The 18,677-nt window shown below is 65.7% G+C and carries 12 protein-coding genes; 3 read left to right on the top strand and 9 right to left on the bottom strand.

Going from position 1 to position 18,677, the window contains the following annotated elements:
- The 3 genes from ACWKY3_RS07290 to ACWKY3_RS07280 form a co-directional block, all read right to left on the bottom strand.
- The coding region (locus ACWKY3_RS07290; RefSeq protein ID WP_449315763.1) for a DmsC/YnfH family molybdoenzyme membrane anchor subunit at positions 1–470 on the bottom strand (470 nt) is incomplete at its 3' end.
- 3 nt (positions 471–473) lie between these two features.
- Positions 474–1,139, bottom strand: coding sequence for a 4Fe-4S dicluster domain-containing protein (locus tag ACWKY3_RS07285; protein WP_449315764.1), 666 nt, complete (start codon positions 1,137–1,139; stop codon positions 474–476).
- Positions 1,136–4,135, bottom strand: coding sequence for a molybdopterin-containing oxidoreductase family protein (locus ACWKY3_RS07280; RefSeq protein WP_449315762.1), 3,000 nt, complete (start codon positions 4,133–4,135; stop codon positions 1,136–1,138). The genes ACWKY3_RS07285 and ACWKY3_RS07280 overlap by 4 nt, the downstream gene beginning before the upstream one ends.
- 381 nt (positions 4,136–4,516) lie before the next feature.
- Here ACWKY3_RS07280 and ACWKY3_RS07275 point away from each other — a divergent pair, with 381 nt between their 5' ends.
- From ACWKY3_RS07275 to ACWKY3_RS07265, 3 genes are all read left to right on the top strand, one after another.
- Positions 4,517–6,136 carry a LuxR C-terminal-related transcriptional regulator gene (locus ACWKY3_RS07275; protein WP_449315761.1) on the top strand — a complete coding sequence of 540 codons (1,620 nt, stop codon included), beginning with the start codon at positions 4,517–4,519 and terminating at the stop codon, positions 6,134–6,136.
- Between the two features lie 171 nt (positions 6,137–6,307).
- Positions 6,308–8,854: an excinuclease ABC subunit UvrA gene (locus tag ACWKY3_RS07270; protein WP_449315760.1), complete on the top strand. Its 2,547-nt coding sequence runs from the start codon at positions 6,308–6,310 to the stop codon at positions 8,852–8,854.
- A gap of 97 nt (positions 8,855–8,951) precedes the next feature.
- Positions 8,952–9,083 (top strand): hypothetical protein, encoded by a 132-nt coding sequence (locus ACWKY3_RS07265; protein ID WP_449315759.1) that lies wholly within the window; start codon positions 8,952–8,954, stop codon positions 9,081–9,083.
- Positions 9,084–9,088: 5 nt separating this feature from the next.
- Here the strand turns inward: ACWKY3_RS07265 and ACWKY3_RS07260 are convergent, their stop codons facing one another.
- From ACWKY3_RS07260 to ACWKY3_RS07235, 6 genes are all read right to left on the bottom strand, one after another.
- Positions 9,089–9,466, bottom strand: a complete 378-nt coding sequence (locus ACWKY3_RS07260; RefSeq protein WP_449315758.1) for a hypothetical protein — start codon at positions 9,464–9,466, stop codon at positions 9,089–9,091.
- Positions 9,459–10,796, bottom strand: coding sequence for a Y-family DNA polymerase (locus ACWKY3_RS07255; protein WP_449315757.1), 1,338 nt, complete (start codon positions 10,794–10,796; stop codon positions 9,459–9,461). Before ACWKY3_RS07255 ends, ACWKY3_RS07260 begins: the two co-directional genes overlap by 8 nt.
- A gap of 466 nt (positions 10,797–11,262) precedes the next feature.
- Entirely contained in the window at positions 11,263–12,693 is a 1,431-nt protein-coding gene (locus ACWKY3_RS07250; protein ID WP_449315756.1) for a response regulator transcription factor, read from the bottom strand.
- Positions 12,694–12,849: 156 nt separating this feature from the next.
- Positions 12,850–14,520, bottom strand: a complete 1,671-nt coding sequence (locus tag ACWKY3_RS07245) for an FAD-dependent oxidoreductase (RefSeq protein WP_449315755.1) — start codon at positions 14,518–14,520, stop codon at positions 12,850–12,852.
- A gap of 195 nt (positions 14,521–14,715) precedes the next feature.
- A complete protein-coding gene (locus tag ACWKY3_RS07240) occupies positions 14,716–16,257 on the bottom strand; it encodes an aminotransferase class I/II-fold pyridoxal phosphate-dependent enzyme (protein ID WP_449315754.1) in 1,542 nt (513 codons plus the stop codon).
- A 1,255-nt stretch (positions 16,258–17,512) separates the two neighbouring features.
- The coding region (locus ACWKY3_RS07235) for an NADP-dependent isocitrate dehydrogenase (protein WP_449315753.1) at positions 17,513–18,677 on the bottom strand (1,165 nt) is incomplete at its 5' end.

Below are 18,677 nucleotides of genomic sequence, written 5' to 3'. Positions count from 1 at the left end.
GTGCAGGGGCCGAGGGCGCAGGCGTTGCCCAGCACGTAGAGGATCCAGAGCACGCTGTCCCACGCGGGGCGGGCGGCCATGGTGTAGGAGTGGGCCATCACCGCGACGAGGACGACGCACACGGCGACCGACAGCCAGCACAGCCACCTGGGGACGGTGGCGCCGTCCTCGGAGCGGCGCATCACCACCAAGTACGCCACGGCCACCACCGCCAGGACCACGATGGCTATCAGCTCCTGCGTGATGCCGCTCGTCAGGTGCCCGAAGCCGTTGAAGATCCTCTCCCAGTGCTCCAGGTGGAAGAACACCGCGACGCCGCCGGCGGCCAGAAGCACGGCCGACGCGGCCCATGCCGGCATCTGGGACTTTTTGGCATGTCCGCCGGCCGCCAGCACAGCCTGGGTCCCAAACAGTCCCGCGCTCCACGCCACCAGCGTGGTGAACAGGATCAAAGGCCATTGCAGTTCCATAACCTACTCCTCTCCCTGCCAGGTGCGGTCGCGCAGAATGTAGGCGAACGACGGCTTGTTGCCCACGTCAGGCAGATGGTGCACGTCCGCGTCGGTGAAGGGCCGCAGATACTCGCCCAGCTTCACGCGCGTCTTCTTCATGGTGTCGTAGGACGTGTCGTCGCCGAAGGTGGCCGGCTCGCCGGGACCCTCGAAGGACTCCAAGCCCTCGTCCAAATCCCCGAAGAAACGCGCCCGCCCGCAGCACTGCTCCACGCACTGCGGCAACTCGCCTTGGGCGGTCTTCTGCTCGCACAAGGTGCACTTCTCCACCACGCGCTCCTCCTCGTTGAGGTAGCGCACGTTGTAGGGGCACGCCATGGCGCAGAACTGGCAGCCGATGCACTTGGACTTGTCTATCTGCACGGTGCCGTCGGCGGCGATATGCGACGCCTCCGTGGGGCACACCTTCACGCACTCGGGGTCGGCGCAGTGCTGGCAGCCCGTCGGCAGGAAGTACATCTCCACGTCGGGGCTCGTCGCGCCCTCGTACTTGGGGTTGGGGCCAATGCGCAGCACCTTGTTCCAGAAGCTTCCCACCGGCACGCTGTTGGCGGATTTGCACGCGACGCTGCAGCTCAGGCAGCCCACGCACAGGTTCAGATCGGTGACTATTGCCTTTCGCATCAGTAATCACTCCCATTCAGCGAGTAGTCGGGCAGCCATTCCCTCAAACGCGGGTCCGTCGCATCGTGGATGATCTCGGTGCCGTCGGCGTCGCAGGGCACTGGGTTGCCGAACGGGCTGTTCTCCGGCGTGGCCTTGTACACCTTCACCGCGAAGCCGCGCATGCATGGCGACGCCATGATGGGATCCACGTTCTCGGGGTTCAGCAAGCGGTTGCAGTTGCACAGCTCCTCGCCGTGGTTCGGCGCGGACAGCTCGGGAAACCACCAGGCGTGCTCGAGGTTCACCACACCCTCGCCGATGCCATGGTAGATGTCCACGCACTCGCGGATCTTGCCGTGCTTTGTCTCGATCCAGGCCCAGTCGCCCTGCTCAAGGCCCAGCTTCTCGGCATCGCGCGGATTGATCTCCATGCGCGGCACGGGCCACTGCTCGCGGCACCAGGGCAGCTGGCGATGCTCGGAGTGGAAGTACACCGGGATGCGCCGTCCCGTGGTGGCGATGAGCGGATACTCCTTGAACAGCTCCGGATCGCTCACCGGGCTTTCCATAGGCTCGCGGTAATCGGGGATGAGCCAGGACAGGTCCACATCGGCCTTGCCGCCCAGACCGTAGCGCTCGATGACCGTGGGCCACAGCTCGTATTTCGAGGTGGGCGTGATGTAGCCGAAGCGGCGGGTCTTGTCGCATCCGGGAACCTCCAGGCCCACGACGCCCTCCGCGCGCCCGACGCCGGGCTTGATGGTCATGTAGCCCGTCTCCCAGCGCCGGTAGGTGCCCATCTCCTTGGGGTAGACCTTCTTGGCGTTCTGCCAGCCGTTTTTTTGGAAGTCCTCCTCGAACTCGGCATAGCTGTCGTAGGGAAGCCGCTCGCCGTTCTGCTCGATGGAGGCGGCTTGGGCCAGCTGGAACATGCGCTCGCAGGAGTCGGCCGTGGTGGGGTCGGGCATGTCGGGGTCCATGCTCCACGGGAAGTTCATGGCCTGGGCGAGCGCCTTCATGAACATGGGATCGTCCTTGCAATCGCCGGGAGCCTCCACGCAGGGCACGTTCATGGCCAGACCGCAATGCGGGCCTTGGCTGATGCGCGGGAAGCGCATCTCCAGCCAATGGTACACCGGCACCAGGATATCGGCGCACTCGGCCGTGGGATGGTGCCAGAGGTTCGCCTCAAGCCAGAAGTCGAGCTTGTTCATTGCCTCCCACGCAGGACCGGACGTGCCGTGGTTCATGAACGAGCCCGAATCGTTTGCGCCGGCCACGATGGGGTACGGATCGCCCTCGAGCACGGCCTTCCAGATGCTGTTGGGTTCGGACCACTGGCCGTACCACTTGGTGATGGGCCAGTCGTCGCCGCCCACGATCTGGGCGTTCTGGTCGAACTTGTTGCCAGCCTCGGGGCTGGCGTCGAAAGTGCCGCCCAGAAACGCGTAGGGCAGCCAGCACTCGTCGTTGTAGTAGGAGTGGGTCGGCCCGCGGTTGCCGCCCGGCGTGTCCATGTTGCCGGTCATGTGCGAGAGCATCATGATGCTGCGGATGGTCTGGTAGTTGTTGCCGTTCTGGTCCATGGCCAGGCTGATGTGGATGCCGCCGTTGCCGTGGTCCTGGCCCTCGGGACGCGTGGCCCACGCCAGGCACGCGTCGCGGATGATGTCGGCCTTGACGCCGGTCACTTCCTCGGCCCATTCGGGCGTTTTGTCCTCGAGCATCTCCACGTAGTACTGCCACACGGTCTTGGCCTTCACCGTGCGACCGTCTTTGAGCGTGACCTCGTACTCGCCCACCAGGTCAGGGTCGATGCTCTCGAACTGCGTGGGGGTGGGCAGCCAGCCCTCGAAGGGCGTGCCCTCCTTGGCCACGCGGCCGTTTCTCATCGCGGCGTCGGTGGTGATGTGCTCGCCGTCCCACTGCGTGACCTCCACGTCGAAGAAGGACAGGGCGTCGTTTCCGGTCTTGCCCTCCTTGGCCTTGGCCGCGTCGTGCACGTAGAACTTCTGGTACGAGCCGCCTTCCACGACGTCGCACTCCTTCAGCAGGTGCGTTTTCATGTCGTGCGCACCCGAGTTGTCGATCATCCAGCCGCCGGTGGGCTCCATGTCCTCGACCACCAAAAACGGCGCGTTTGACCAGCGCTTCATGTACAGCTCGTCCATGAGGCCGTTTTCGTAGATGATCTTGGCCCATGCGAGCGCGATGGCCTGGTCGGTGCCGGGGCGGACGTTGAGCCAGTAATCGGCCTCCTTGCCCACGCCGGTCATGCGCGGGTCGATGATGATGAACGTTTCGGCCTTGCTCACCGCGTTCACCACGTTGCGGCAGGAGTCGTCGTAGTTGGAGTACTCGATGTTGCCGCCCCACTCCACGTAGACGCGCGGCTCCTCGGCCGACGTCATCCAGTTGCTGCCGTACTGGTCGGTGGTGGAGGTGGTCAGAAAGCGCGGGCCTTTGCAGATGCAGGACGCCACGTGATGGTTCACGGCGCCCGTCAAAATGGCGAGCGTGGCGTAGCCGCCCATGGCCCACATGCGGCTCGTGCCGTTCATGGTGAAGATGCCGGTGCCGGTGTACTTTTCCTTGATCTCGGCGAACTTCTCCGCGCTTATCTTCATGGCCTCGTCCCAGCTGATGCGCTCCCAGCCCGGGTCCTCGCCTTTGGGACGCGTGCGCTTCATAGGGTAGCGCAGGCGGTCGGGATGGTAGCACGCCTGGATGGACGACTGCGACTTCGTGCAGCAGTTGCCGTGGCTTGTGAAGCAGGACTGGTCGCCCTCCACGCGGATGGCCTTGCCGTCCTGCACGGTCACCCACACGCCGCATTCCATCTTGCCGCAGCCGCGGCAGACCGTGCGGATGCGCTTCACCTCCCCTTCGGCGGGCGCGGAGCCCTCGCCGGCGTCGGCCAGCGCGGTGAGCGGGCCGCCCGACGAGATGGCCGCGATGCTCGCCGTGGCCATCGCCATCTTCACGAAGCTGCGGCGTGACACGTTCAGCTTTTCCACTGGTTCTCCTCTCTTCCTATGACCCCAACGGCAGGGACGCCTCTGACGGAAACATCGGAAACGCGGATCGCCACCCCCTCTCGCGCTCGCCCTTCGTCGTCCTTGCCGCCACGTTACCGCGCGGCGCCGCATCGCGCATCGGAGAGAACTTATGCGCCGCCCGGCGAGAGCGCGAAAGCTGTCATAAATTGTTTATGTTTTTCATATGCCGCTCTCATCGCCGCAGGAAGGCAGGGATTCGAAGCCAACGTTGTCGCAACGCGAACGATCGGCGCGGGCTATAATCGAGCGCAGGGGAAGCGCCCCCCCCCCGCCAGGGGCGTGAAGATGCACGCAACGCGCCGAGACGAGCGGAACGAGTGGAGGGGAGGTCGCACGCATATGACGGGGGGCGTCGACAAGGAGACGTACCGCAGCGTCTTCTCCGACCGGTTGAAGAAGTTCTCCAACGAGGCGTTCACCAAGCGCATGCTCGGCTACACGTTCAGCCGCGCATGGGTGTTCCTCGTGTTCTTCAACGGTGCCGTCGCCCCCACGCCGCCCGACGAGCGCCTCGTGGTCACCGGCATCTACCAAGGCTCGCTGGTGGCCCTTGTGCTCACGCTGTTCGCGTGCGGCATCCTCGACCACCGCTGCGAGCGGCTGCTGCGCACGCCGGTCGGATGCTCGCTTCCAGCGGCGCTGAGCGTCCTGGGAACCTCGGTCATACCGCTCGCCGGCTTCGACGGAGGAGCGGGCATGGCCATGCTGGCGCTGGCTGCGGCGGCCACGGGCGTGGGATCGGGCCTGCTCACCCTGTTCTGGGGGAAGATCTACAGCGTGGAGGGCGGCCCGTGCACCGCTGCGGAGATGTCGGTGGCCTACGTGCTCGCGGCCTCGCTCATGCCCCTCTACGGCATGCTTCCCCTGCCTTTCCAGCTCGCCGTCGTTGCCGCGCTGCCCATCGCGTCGAGCGTCCTCATGCTGGGCGAGCTTGGGCGCATGGATGACGAGCGCTTCCAGGAGGAGGCCATCCCTACCCTCGACGGCGGCAGGCGCGCGGCCACCGACGCGCGAAGCTCATCGGACTACGTGGGAATGCTCGTCAAGTTTTCCGTCAGCTCCATCGTGTTCGGATGCTGCGTGAGCGTGATGCAGTCGCTCTACATCTCCTATGAGGCGCCCGCAGGATCGGGAGCGTACTCCATCTTCACCTTCCCGCTGGCGGCCCTCATCGTCAGCTGCATCATGCTGGGGATACTGCTGCTCAGCAGGCGGCTCGACTTCGCGTTCTCTTACAAGACCGTGCTCATCTTCATGGTCGCGGGATGCCTTCTGACTCCCTTTTTCGAGACGAACTCGTTTTTGAACCACTTCATGGCCTATGCGTTCGTGCAGGCGGGCTACTTCTGCTTCGAGATCATCAGCTGGGTCATGCTCGCCGACATGAGCCTGCGCTTCTCCATCCCGCCGCTTCGAGCCTACGGCTTCGGTCGCTGCGCGGTGTCGGGCGGCGTGCTTCTGGGGTCGCTTCTAAGCTCTCTTCTGACAAGCAGCCTCACGCTCACCTGGCAGCTGCGGTTCGCCGTCGCGTGCGTGATGGCGTTCGCCGTGGTGATCACCTACACGCTCACGCTCACCGAACGCGATATCGCGCGCGTCCACCGCCACTCGATGAGACGGCTCTCCGACAGCCAACAGAGAAACGATCCGTTCACCGTTCCGAGCAGAATGCGCGCTGACGGCCCTGTCGAGCCCGAGCGCGAGGCGCTTTCGCTGGAGGAACGGGTGGACCTCGTGGCCGAACGGCACGGGGTGTCGGGCCGTGCGCGCGAGGTCATGCTGCTGATCGCGCAGGGGCGCTCGGCGACGCGCATCGAGCAGGAGCTCTACATCTCGCGCGGCACCGTGAACACCTACAGCCACCGCCTGTACCAAAAGCTCGGCATCCACAGCAAGCAAGAGCTCATCGACCTCATTTACGGCGCCGAGGAGCGGGAGCGCGGAACCGGGCGGGAGTAGCGACGTGCCCCGCCGTTCCTTGCCGCGAGACGCGTCGCACTGCGGCAAGGAGCGTCTCGTTCCTGTTCGAAAGAGGCGCGCTCGGCAAGCCCCCGTGCGACAAGCGCGTGACGAAGGGGCCGGGATGCACTAGGATGGTCGCAGCAAGAACCGACCGTTCGAGGAGCGCCCATGGACATCCCATCCGACGACGCGGCTGGCAGCGCAGCCGCCCCCGACCGCATCCGCGTGCGGGGCGCGCGGGTGCACAACCTGCGGGACATCGACGTCGACATACCCCTGAACCGCCTGGTGGGCATAGCGGGCGTGTCGGGGTCGGGCAAGTCGTCGCTCGCCCTCGGGGTGCTGTACGCAGAAGGCTCGCGGCGCTACCTCGAGGCGCTCTCCACCTACACGCGCCGGCGCCTCTCGCAGGCGGCGCGCGCCGACGTGGACGAGGTGCTGCACGTGCCCGCCGCTCTCGCGCTGCACCAGCGCCCCGCCGCAGGCGGCGTCCGCAGCACGTTCGGCACGTCCACCGAGCTGCTGAACAGCCTGCGCCTTCTGTTCTCGCGCGCAGGCAGCCACGTGTGCCCCAACGGCCACCGCGTGCCGCCCACGCTGGCCGTGGCGGCCGAGGCGCCCATCGCCTGCCCCGTGTGCGGCGCAAAGTTCTACGGTCCAGGCGCCGAAGAGCTTGCCTTCAACAGCGACGGCGCGTGCCCTGCCTGCGAGGGCACGGGAATCGTGCGCACGGTGGACGAGTCCGCGCTCGTGCCCGACGAGTCGCTCACTATCGACGAGGGCGCCGTCGCGCCGTGGAACACGCTCATGTGGGACCTCATGAAGCAAGTGGCGCGCGAGATGGGCGTGCGCACCGACGTGCCGTTTCGCGAGCTTTCTCCCGAGGAGCGCCACATCGTGTTTTACGGCCCCGCCGAGAAGCGCCACATCCTGTACAAGGCGAAGAAGACCGACGCCTTCGCCGAGCTGGACTTCACCTACTACAACGCCGTGCGCACCGTGGAGAACGCGCTTTCGAAGGTGAAGGACGAGAAGGGGCTTGCGCGCGTGGCGCGGTTTCTGAAGGAGGGGCCTTGCCGCGCCTGCGGCGGCACGCGGCTTTCCGAGAACGCGCGAAAACCGCAGGTGGCGGGCATCAACCTGGCCGAGGCCGCGCAGATGACGCTCGGGGACGCGGTGGAGTGGGTGGCGGGCGTGCCCGCAGAGCTGCCGCCCGAGATGCGCCCGATGGCGAAAAGCATCTGCGAGTCGTTTTCGCGCACGGCCGCGCGCCTGGTGGACCTGGGGCTTGCCTACCTCTCGCTCGACCGCGCCAGCTCCACGCTCTCCACGGGCGAGCGCCAGCGCGTGCAGCTGGCCCGCGCCGTGCGCAACCGCACGACCGGCGTGCTCTACGTGCTGGACGAGCCCTCCATCGGCCTGCATCCGGCCAACATCGACGGGTTGCTGGACGTCATGCGCGACCTTTTGGCCGACGGCAACTCCGTGGCCATGGTGGACCACGACGCGCGCATCCTCGCGGCGGCCGACTGGCTGGTGGAGCTGGGGCCGGGCGCGGGCGCAAACGGCGGGCGCGTGATCGCGCAGGGCACGGTTGCCCAGGTGGAGGCCGACCCCGCCTCGCGCATCGGGGGCTTTCTTTCGGGGGCCGAGTCCGTGCGTGTGCGCACCTCCGTCGCGCCGGCCCACGTGTTCGACGAAGGCCGCATCCATCTGGAGACGGACGCCGTGCACACGGTGAAGCCGCTTTCTGTGGACGTGCCGCGCGGACGGCTCACCGCGGTCACCGGCGTGTCGGGTTCGGGCAAGACCACGCTCGTGCTGGAAAGCCTCGTGCCCGCGCTCGCTGCCTGCGCGGCGGGCACGCCGCTTCCCGCCCACGTGCGCCTCGTCGACGCGCCGGGCATTGCGCGCGTAAACCTCATCGACGCCTCCCCCATCGGCATCAACGTGCGCTCCACCGTGGCCACCTACTCCGGCGCGCATGACGAGCTGCGCCGTGCCTGGGCGCGCACGGCGGATGCGAAGGCTGCAGGGCTTAAGGCGGGCGCCTTCTCGTACAACACGGGCAAGCTGCGCTGCCCGGTTTGCGACGGCACGGGGTCGGTCAGCCTGGACGTGCAGTTTTTGCCCGACGTGGACATCACCTGCCCCGCGTGCGGCGGATCGCGCTACGGGGACGAGGCCGACCGCATCCGCCGCCCGCACGCCGCGGACCCGACGGACCTCGTGTCGCTGCCCGAGCTCATGGCGATGAGCGTGGAGGAGGCGCTTAGGGCCATAGGCGACCTTACGCGCGTGCGCGCCAAGCTGCAGACGCTTTGCGACCTGGGGCTTGGCTACCTCACCCTTGGCGAGGCCACGCCGGCGCTCTCCGGCGGCGAGGCGCAGCGCTTGAAGCTCGCCAGCGAGATGGGCCGCACGCAGACCGACGCCGTGTTCGTGTTCGACGAGCCCACCATCGGATTGCACCCCCTTGACGTGCGCACGCTGCTGGGCGTGTTCGAGCGCCTGGTCGCGCAAGGGGCCACCGTCGTGGTCATCGAGCATGACCTGGACGTCATAGCCAACGCCGACTACGTGGTGGACCTCGGCCCCGGCGGCGGCGAGGAGGGCGGCCGCATCGTGGCCGCCGGCACGCCCGAGGAAGTGGCCGCGAACCCCGCCAGCGTCACCGGAAGGTACCTGCCCCCGTTTCGCCAGGAAGAGAGCTGACTCCAAGCGCTCAAGGCGGCGGCTGGTCGTGCGCAGACGGCATAGGGCATCTCTAGCGAACCACGCCCGCGCGCTTAACCTTTGCGAGGAAGCCCCGATGTTCGACAACACCTTCGACTTCAAATGCATCGCCGCATGGTCGCGAGGGACCCTCGCGTGGTGGGGCGCGTCAAAGCAGATCGGCTCCTGGCTTTTCGACGCCATGCTCGACGACCGGATCTGGCGTTGAAAGCGTCAGAGCAGCCGTCCTCCCTCCTCCTCGGGCTCCAGCTCCAGGATGTCGTCGAAGGGGATGCGGGTGCGCACGAGCGTGAGGACGCGGCCCGCCTCGTCGATGTCGGCCACCATGCCGCGCAAGGCGACGTACCCCTCGCCGTCGTGGTAGACCACCCGCGCCATGCGCCTCCGCTTTAGGCGCGCGAATGCGCGGGAGAGCGAAAGCGCCTCCTCTTCGGAAAGCTCGCGCTTCGGCTCCGGCACCCGTTCGCGCTCGCGGAGAAGGTCGTAGTAGCCTCGCAGCGCCGCGAAGGGCATGAACTGCCGCGCGCGGTCGGCTCGAGGCCCTCCGTCGGCCCGCCGTCCGCCCGCGCCGTAGCCGAACGGATCAGGCATGGTGTCCCCCTATCTGCTCGTTGCGCTCGCGTGCGGTGGACTTCTCCTTGAGGCTTGTGCCGCGCAGAAGCGCGTTCTTCCCGAACTTGCCCTTCACGGCCAGCACCGCCTCCTGGAGCCGCCGTTCCTCGGCCTCGGCCGCCTCGTCGGCGAACAGGTCCGCAGCGGCCAACTCCTCGGGCACCACGCCGCCGAAGCCCACGTTGATGCGGCGGACGGGCGCATCGGCGCGCGTCGTCTCGTCGTACAGGGCCAAAACGCGCGGCAGGAGCTTGGCGAGGGAGTTCGTGCGGTCGGGCTGTTTGCGCGAGCCGCCCGTGTGCGGCAAACCCCGCCGGCCGGAGGCACGACGCCGACCGTGCCCGCCGTCGAACCACTCCCCCGCCGCTTCCCGCGCGCGGTCGGCCTCCCCCTTCTCGTAGCCCACATACAGCGAGATAGACCCGGCCACCAGGCGCTTTTCCACCAACTCCAGCACCAGCTGGTCCACCATCTCCCGCAGCACGTCGCGCGCCTCCTCGCGCGTGTAGCCGCACGGCAGCACCTGGCCGTTCATGAGCGAGTGCGCGTCCGGCTCGTAGGCGCGGATGTCGGCGATGGTGCACGGCTCCACCCCGTGCGCGTGGTCGATGAGGTACTCGGCGTTTACGCCAAACTCGCGGTAAAGCTCGCGCTCGTCCAGCTCGCACACGCCCCGCAGGTCGCGCACGCCGTACTTGGCCAGACGCCGCGCAATGCCGGGGCCGATGTTCCAGATGTCGGTGATGGGCCGGTGCCGCTGGATGGTGCGCTCGAACTCCGCCTGGTCCACAACGCCTATGCCGTCGTCTGCGTGCTTCGCCGCAATGTCGAGCGCCACCTTCGCCAGAAAGAGGTTCGGCCCGATGCCGGCTGCGGCGACCACCCCCGTTTCGGCACGCACCGCGCCCATGAGCATGCTCGCGAACTCGCGCGCGCCCACGCGGTAGAGCGAAAGGTAGGGCGTCGCGTCGATGAAGCATTCGTCTATGGAGTACGGATGGATGTCCTCGGACGAGACGTAGCGCAGGTAGATGGAGTAGATGTCGGCCGACACCTCCATGTAGCGCCGCATGCGCGGACGGGCCATGATGTAGTCGGTGCCTGCGGGGATGTCGAACACGCGGCAACGCCCCGGCAGCCCGAGGGCCTTCAAAGCCGGCGAGACGGCCAGGCAGATGGTCTTCTCCGTGCGGTCGGGATCGGCCACCACGAGGTTGGCGGAGAAGGGGTCAAGCCCGCGGTCGGCGCACTCGACGCTCGCGTAGAAGCTTTTCAGGTCGATGCACAGGTACGTGCGCTCCTCGGCCACGCCGCCTCCCTTCCCTCTCCCATTACCGGAACGCTTGTTCGCATAGTATAGCGCTTGAGCGCTTGGAAAGGCAAGGGCGGAAAGCCCCCTGCCCTCCCCTCGCCTGCCGAAAGGAGGAGGTTCGACGCAGACGGCCAGGGCCGCAGGCTGCCCTCCTGTCGCCCCTGGTCGTCTTCCCGCCCACCTACGGAGCTTTGCGCAGCGAGCGACCCAGCCCATGTCAACAGTGGCCCTACAAAAAGGAGCGACCCCCGCTGGCGAGAAATCACCGAAGTCGGAAGTCGCGAGCGTTCAAATGGGCCTCTTGACGCGTTCGAACATTGCCGACCAGGCATTTCCCTCTACCATAACGGGACGGAGTCTCGAAAACCTTCCGACTTCGGTGATTTCTCGCCATCCGGCGCTCCCTCCCCGTCCGACGCTCTCCTCCCATCCGCGCCTGAAAGACACACAGGGCGCAAAGCCCTCACTGTTCGCTACCCTCCACGAAGTCTATGAGCTCTTGGCGCGAATGCACGCCAAGCGCGCGATACACCCTTTTGACATGAGTGCGCACGGTGTTCTTGGATACGCAAAGCAGCTCGGCCATCGCCGGCACGTTGCGCCCTCTGACGATGAGCACCATGACCTCGTACTCTCGCTGCGAGAGGTCAAAACGCTTCCGGAGGGATGCGCACGCACGCTGCAAGGCATCGTCGGCATCCTGCGCCTGGGCGCCGCTTTTCCGAAGAACCGGATCGCCCGCGCGCATACCCCTCCTGGCAACGGCGTAAAACGCAAGTGAGAAAGCGTACAGCAAAAGCAGCGAAACGAACGCCGCCGCTCCGCGCGGCCCCATCCCGTTCGCGAACGCTCCCACGCCCAGGCCGACCACACGCGAAAGGTAGATCACGCAGGCGAACGCGCCGTACACCACCAGCACGTCGAGTCGCTCCGCCTCCGCCGTCTCCAGACACGTGACCATAACGGCTATGGAAACAAGGCAAAACAGCATGTCGCCGCAGAACAGCAGCAAGGGCCAGTACGCCGATCCTATGTAAGGCGCGGCAAAGAGCATCGTAGCCAGCAAAGGGAAGCCCGCTGAGCAGATATAGGGTACGCTCACCCGGGTCTTGAAGCCGAACCAAATGAGCAGAGCCACCAGCGCCGCGCCGGTGTTCGCGCCCTGGGAGATAAGGCCCCGCACAAGGCTGTCCATGTGAACGCCCGCAGAGGCCCCCAGGGCGGGACCCACAAGGCCAAGGAGAAACGCCATGGCCGCAGACGGCGCAAGCCTGCGCGCGACCGCGCGGTAGTGCACGCTGCGTGTCCCGTCGGCGACCTGGGGCAAAGGACGCAGGGGAACCGTTCTCAGCGCAACGGCCAGCATTATCATGGACAGAGGGAACAGGCAGAACACCACCATCGATGCCACAAACAGCCCATCAGCGTTGAAAGCAACCGTCAAGAAGAACGGGATGATGGGGAACAGCGACGACACGATGAGGAGCGCTTTGGCCAAGTTCAGCTCGAAGGAGGCGAATATCCGCGTGCAGCATATAAACCCCAGAGCCTGCCCAGCGCCAAGAAGCGCTCCTGACGAGACGGAGAGAGATCCCCCTCCCTCCGCCGCGTCGCCAAACATGAGGAGGGAGAACCCCGAGGCCAGCAACACAACCGTGGCGGCAAAAGGGGGACGGGAGAGTCGGCTAAGGAGACACCGGCACAAGGCGACCAGCAGAAACGTTACCGCGAACGAAGCCTGGCAGCACACAGTCACCAGCATCCGGTCCCGCTCGCCCGCAAGCAAGGTGTGGATGATCGATATCGGCTCGCACACGGTGAACGCCTGCAGCGAAAGCAGGAGGCACAATCCTGCGCCCGCGAAAATGATCTGAGTTATTTTTCTCCCCCTCATCGCGCCCTCTCCCTGCCGAGCAACGCCGACCAGCCCCCCTTGGTCCGGCATTATACTGCATCTAGACGCGTTGCATGGGAAGGGGCGGTCGCAGGCGTCCCTTCCCACAGCGCGCCAACAGGCCCGTCCAGCTGTCCGAACAGATCTCCGACCCGGTCACCCTTTCACGTAGGCGGCCGCCACGTCGGCGGCATGGAAGCCGGTGAAGAAGGAGAACGAGCTGCACGATCCAGAAAACGCGTGGTTGTAGTCTGCCATGAAGAACCCCGCGCTGTCCAATCCCCCCGCGAACAGCCCTTCTATCCATTCGCCGTTTTCGTCAAGCACCTTGCAGTCGGAATCGATCATCACGCCGCACAGCGTTGACAGGCGGTTGCACTCCAGCTTGAGCGCGTAGTACGGCGGCTCCGCAAGCGGAAGCAGCATCGAGGGATCCTTGTAGAACTCGGCATCAAAACCAGCTTCGCACGCCTCGTTGTACGCCTCGACCGTGGCTTTGAGCGCATCGGAGGGAATGGATGCCTTCTCGGCCAACTCTTCAAGCGTGTCGGCTTTGATCGCCGCCCCCGCGCTGACGGCCGCCTCAAGCTGCTCGCCCATATCGGGAACGGGGTCGTAGGTGTAGGGCAGGTATTTCGACTGGCAAAAGAAATCCTCGGTTTCCATGCGCCTGACCAAGCTCGCGTCGAACAGCGTGTAGAAGAAGTAGCCGGGCGACCACGCCGCCAGCGCGTAGCCATAAGTGGGGTTCGTCCAGTACTCGCAGCCAACCCGCTGTCCGAATCGGTTAACCCACAAAAACGGCTCGCCGCCCGCCCTGGTCACATCACCTTCGTAATCGGTGTCGGCCACCTGGATGCCGCCGGGCTGCACGCTGTCGAGCACCCCGGTGATCGCGCCAACTCCGAGCATCATGTTGATGCCATCGCCGTTGTGATAGAGCATGGCATCCCCCACAATGGCCGCGTTGCCGCGCTCCCCCAGGTAGGCGTTCACCATATCGGGGTTGTTGCCGAAGCCGCCCGTCCCCACGAAGGTCGCCTTCGCTTTGACGAACACGGTGCCATTCTCCCCCTCGGCCAAAGCGCCGACCACCTTCCCCTCGTCGTCGACCACAAGGTTCGTCGCCCGCGTGTCGGTGAGCACGACCACGCCGTTTTCCTCTATGACAGCGCGGTCGATGTCGGCCAGGGCGGCGGCCTTCCCCTCGAAGAACATGCCCGCGCCCGTGTTGGGGCCAGCAAGCGAGGTGAGCAGCTGGTTGACCTTCGCACCCTTGCCTATCCACCAGTCGTAAGGTTCGTTGCAATGGTTCAGAAACGACATGACCAGCGTCTGTGACGAATGGAATTGGTTGTACAGGTTGAAGTAGTCGGCCGCTTCGGACGGCGTCCACGTGACCATGCCCTGCTCCTTGACGTACGCGCACGTGTCCAGAGCGAAGTGAGCCTCGGTTCCGAACGAGGAGCCGCCCGTTGATGCCTCTTTCTCCATCAGCACCACGTCAAGCCCCAGTTCCGATGCGCGCGCCGCGCTGAGCAGGCCGCAGTTGCCCGATCCTATGACCAGGTAATCGGCCTCGCGCGTCTCGTCGGCGGCAACCGACGACTCAACGACGGGCTGGATGACGAACGATTCGTCCACCGGCGTGATGTTGGCGGAGGACTGCGTCTCCGGGCCCGCTCCCTGCGCCGCTTGCCTCGAAGCGACTTGGCCCGCCTGCCCATCTGCAGACGGGGCGCACCCCGCAAGCCCTGCTGCGAGCGCAACGGCCCCCGAGGCCGCGGCCCCTTTCAGAAACGTTCTGCGTCCGATGCATGATCCCATGATCTTCCCCTTCCAACGGCGTTGCCCAGAGTCGCCGGGCCCTCCCACAGCGCTCCGTCAGCGCTGCGGCAAGCCGCATGGTACCTGCGAAACGGGCGTTTTGGCCGGGTGGCGAGGAGAATTCACCTCGTTTGGGTGAACGTCGAGCTTCCGCATTGCGAACGATCACCCACGGTGAGGGAAAGGGGATCTCCCCTACTGCCGGTAATGGGACAAAAAGTCAGCGAGGGCCTCCATGGCCTCTTGCAGCACCTCGATGCGCGGCAGGAACACCACGCGAAAGTGGTCGGGCTTGGCCCAGTTGAACCCGCCGCCGTAAACGACGAGGATCTTCTTCTCGTGCAGAAGGTCAAGCGCGAACCGCTCGTCGTCGGTGATGTTGAAGCGCTCCGCGTCCAGCTTGGGGAAGATGTAGAAGCCCGCCCGCGGCTTGACGGCGCTCACGCCGGGGATGGCGTTGAGCGCCTCATACACGTAGTCGCGCTGTTCGTGGACGCGACCGCCGGGCACGACATAGCTGCGCACGCTCTGGTGCCCGCCCAGCGCCGTCTGCACGATGGACTGGCCCGGCACGTTCGAGCACATGCGCATGTTCGCGAGCATGTTGAGGCCCAAAATGTAGTCCCGCGCGCGGGACTTGTCGCCCGAAAGCACCATCCAGCCGATGCGGTAGCCCGCCACCATGTGCGACTTGGAAAGCCCGCTGAAGGTCACGCAGAACAGGTCGGGCGCCATCGAGGCGATGGAGATGTGCTCCAGACCGTCCATGACCAAGCGGTCGTATATCTCGTCGGAGAAGATGATCAGGTCGTGGGCGCGCGCGATGTCGACCAGTTCCTGCAGCACCTCGCGGGGATAGAGCGAGCCTGTGGGGTTGTTCGGGTTGATGATGACGAGCGCCTTGGTGCGGCTGGTCACCTTGCTGCGGATGTCATCCATATCCGGATACCATTCGGCCTGCTCGTCGCACACGTAGTGCACAGGCGTGCCGCCCGCCAGCGACACGCACGCCGTCCACAGCGGATAGTCGGGCGAGGGCACCAGCACCTCGTCTCCGTTGTCGAGCAGCGCGAGCATGCTCAAATTGATGAGCTCGCTCACGCCGTTGCCAGTGAACACGTCGTCCATCGTCACGCCGGCGATGTGCTTGAGCTGGCAGTACTGCATGATGGCCTTGCGAGCGGAGAACAGGCCCTTCGCCGACGAGTAGCCCTCGCACTCGACCAGCTGGCGGCTCATGTCGAACACCACCTCGTCAGGGGCGCGGAAGTCGAAGGGCGCGGGGTTGCCGATGTTGAGCTTGAGGATGGTCGCGCCCGCCGCCTCCATCCGGTCGGCTTCGTCCACCACCGGCCCGCGCACCTCGTAGAGCACGTTGTCCAGCTTGGTCGATTTCTTGATCTCGCGCATAGCGCTCCCTTTCTCGCCTGCTGCGTCGGCGCGTGGCGTGCCGACGGCTCCGCTTTCCTTGCCGGCCCCCTCCCGCACACAGGCGAAGCCGCCTCCGCCTTGGCCGGCAAGCCACTCCGGCTCCACGCCCAGCACCTCCGCAAGCGTCCTCAGCACGTCGGCGCGCGGGAAGGTCTTGCCGCTCACGTACTGGCTCACCTGGCTCTTTCCCAGCTTCGCGCCGCGCTCGGCCGCCAGGCGCACCAGATCGGCCTGACGCAGGCCGCGCTTTTCCATCACGCCGCGCAAACGCCGTGCGAATTCCATCGTGTCGTCCTCTTCCGCCATGCCCGTCCATTCGGTCGCCGGAAAGTTCAATTTTCAATCTTGCTAGCGTCCCTAAAAATTGAACTTGCTCTTGTTGAAATTGAACCAATTAAAGCAGCTTGCCCAAAAAGTTCAATACCATCTGCGCGGCATTCACGCGATCGGCACGGAAGGAAGGGCGGGAGGCGACCCGGACGGACACGTCGGTCGTTCGGCAGGGGCCGCCTACGGGTTGGCCGCAAACCGCGGCTTGTGGCACTCCGGAGGGCCGATCCTACGCGCCGGCGGGCCGCACAACTCCCGTGATCTGGGATTTCTCCGGGCGCGCAGGGCGCGAAGGGCGGAAAGGCGGCCCCGCGCGTGCCACAGGGCGCCGTTTGTGACCAACCTGCGAAAACGCCTCTGCTAAACCAGCGTCGACACGGGTCGGGGCGGATCGCCGCGTACGAACCGCTCGGACGTCTCGAAAGCCCCCAGCCTATCGGACGGGGTCGCTCGAGGCGCCCGAACAGAGGGGCTCAGCTTGGGATCCGACCAACGTAAGCTCGCGCCGATCCTGGTTCAATGTAGACAGCGCGCCCTCTCTGTTAGACCGTTGACACGAACCAGTGTTTGCCGAATCTCGAACCGAGCCTTCCCCAGTCGGGCGCCGGGCAAGGCCCTCCCCGCCCGACGGGTGGGGTTTTGATCGGCGAACTGGCCTGGCCTATGTCACTCCTGGTTTAGCAGAGAGAGCGCGCCTAAACGGCGGAAAACGCGCCTTGTGCATAGATCCGGAAGGGTCAGGCCCACATCGAGGATTCACGACCTGGCGTTTCGCCGTCAAGAAAACGTGAAACCGCCAATCCGGAGAAAAAACCTATGCACAAGACGCGATCCGTGCCGCTTCGGGCCGAACTCTCTGTTAGACGATCGACATGGGCCGGCCCGGCCTGCGCCGTCGGCGGTTCGACGGATAACGAAAGGGGTCATGGACAAAACGAGTCCCGATCCACACGGCTTCGGCCGAAATCAACCCGATTCGGGCCCCTTGCGAAGGGGCGCGCGGGAAGGCCGCGCGTCGCCCCAGGAAGGCGGCTCGCGCTTTTGACTATCCTCGTACGAGGATGTGGATCGGGGGCCGTTTTGTCCAGAGTGACGCAGCCTCTCCGTTGAACTAGGGTTGGCATGGGTCGGCCGCCAGCGGCTCTCCGAACCGTCGCCTGCCGCTTGCGGCCAACTTGCGTGCGGCCCTCCGCCGGGGCACGTCTTCTTACCCGTGCGTTGTCGAAAAGGCCTAAGCCGCCAGACGTTTGGCGATAGCCAGGATAAAGTCGCGGGTGGAGAGCGTCGTCGGGTTCTCCAGCGTGGTGATGCGCGCCAAATCGCCCGTCATCTCGCCGGCCTCGATGGTGTCGAGCGTGGCCTTCTCCAAACGGTCGGCGAACGCCACAAGGTCGGCCAAACCGTCCAGCTCGCCGCGCTTGCGCAGCGCGCCCGACCACGCGAAGATGGTGGCCACCGAGTTCGTGGACGTCTCCTTGCCCTCGAGGTGCTTGTAGTAGTGGCGCTGCACCGTGCCGTGCGCGGCCTCGTACTCGTACACGCCGTCAGGCGACACCAGCACCGACGTCATCATGGCCAGCGACCCGAACGCGCTTGACACCATGTCGCTCATCACGTCGCCGTCGTAGTTCTTGCAGGCCCAGATGAAGCCGCCGTCGGCCTTCATCACGCGCGCCACGGCGTCGTCGATGAGCGTGTAGAAGTACTCGATGCCGGCCGCCTCGAAGCGCTCCGCGTACTCGGCGTCGTAGATCTCCTGGAAGACGTCCTTGAAGCGGTGGTCGTACTTCTTGGAGATGGTGTCCTTGGTGGCGAACCAGATGTCCTGCTTCACGTCGAGCGCGTACTCGAAGCAGCTGCGCGCGAAGCTGGCGATGGAGGCGTCGGTGTTGTGCATGCCCTGCGCTACGCCGGGGCCGTCGAATTCGTGCACAAGCTCGCGCGTCTCGGTGCCGTCGGCCGCAGTGTAGACAAGCTCCACCGTGCCCGGGCCGGGAACGCGCAGCTCGGTGTTCTTGTACACGTCGCCGTAGGCGTGACGGGCGATGGTGATGGGCTTTACCCAATTGCGCACGCACGGCTCGATGCCCGCCACCGTGATGGGCGTGCGGAACACCGTGCCGTCAAGCAGCGCACGGATGGTGCCGTTGGGGCTTTTCCACATCTGCTTGAGGTCGTATTCGTCCATGCGCGCCGCGTTCGGCGTGATGGTGGCGCACTTCACGGCCACGCCCAGGCGCTTGGTGGCCTCGGCTGAGTCGAACGTCACCTTGTCGTCGGTGGCGTTGCGGTGCTCAAGGCCCAGGTCGTAGTACTCGGTTTTGAGGTCCACGAACGGGCAGATAAGCTCGTCTTTGATCATCTGCCAGATGATGCGCGTCATCTCGTCGCCGTCC

The sequence above is a fragment of the Rubneribacter sp. genome, from assembly GCF_965361815.1.
This window is presented reverse-complemented; position numbering and strand designations above follow the sequence as displayed.

What these genes read in the sequence shown, in the direction of transcription:
- ACWKY3_RS07275 (WP_449315761.1), top strand. Translation starts at nt 4,517, where the DNA reads ATGACGGGGGGCGTCGACAAGGAGACGTACCGCAGCGTCTTCTCCGAC.
- ACWKY3_RS07270 (WP_449315760.1), top strand. Translation starts at nt 6,308, where the DNA reads ATGGACATCCCATCCGACGACGCGGCTGGCAGCGCAGCCGCCCCCGAC.
- ACWKY3_RS07265 (WP_449315759.1), top strand. Translation starts at nt 8,952, where the DNA reads ATGTTCGACAACACCTTCGACTTCAAATGCATCGCCGCATGGTCGCGA.
- ACWKY3_RS07260 (WP_449315758.1), bottom strand. Translation starts at nt 9,466, where the DNA reads ATGCCTGATCCGTTCGGCTACGGCGCGGGCGGACGGCGGGCCGACGGA.
- ACWKY3_RS07250 (WP_449315756.1), bottom strand. Translation starts at nt 12,693, where the DNA reads ATGAGGGGGAGAAAAATAACTCAGATCATTTTCGCGGGCGCAGGATTG.
- ACWKY3_RS07245 (WP_449315755.1), bottom strand. Translation starts at nt 14,520, where the DNA reads ATGGGATCATGCATCGGACGCAGAACGTTTCTGAAAGGGGCCGCGGCC.
- ACWKY3_RS07240 (WP_449315754.1), bottom strand. Translation starts at nt 16,257, where the DNA reads ATGGCGGAAGAGGACGACACGATGGAATTCGCACGGCGTTTGCGCGGC.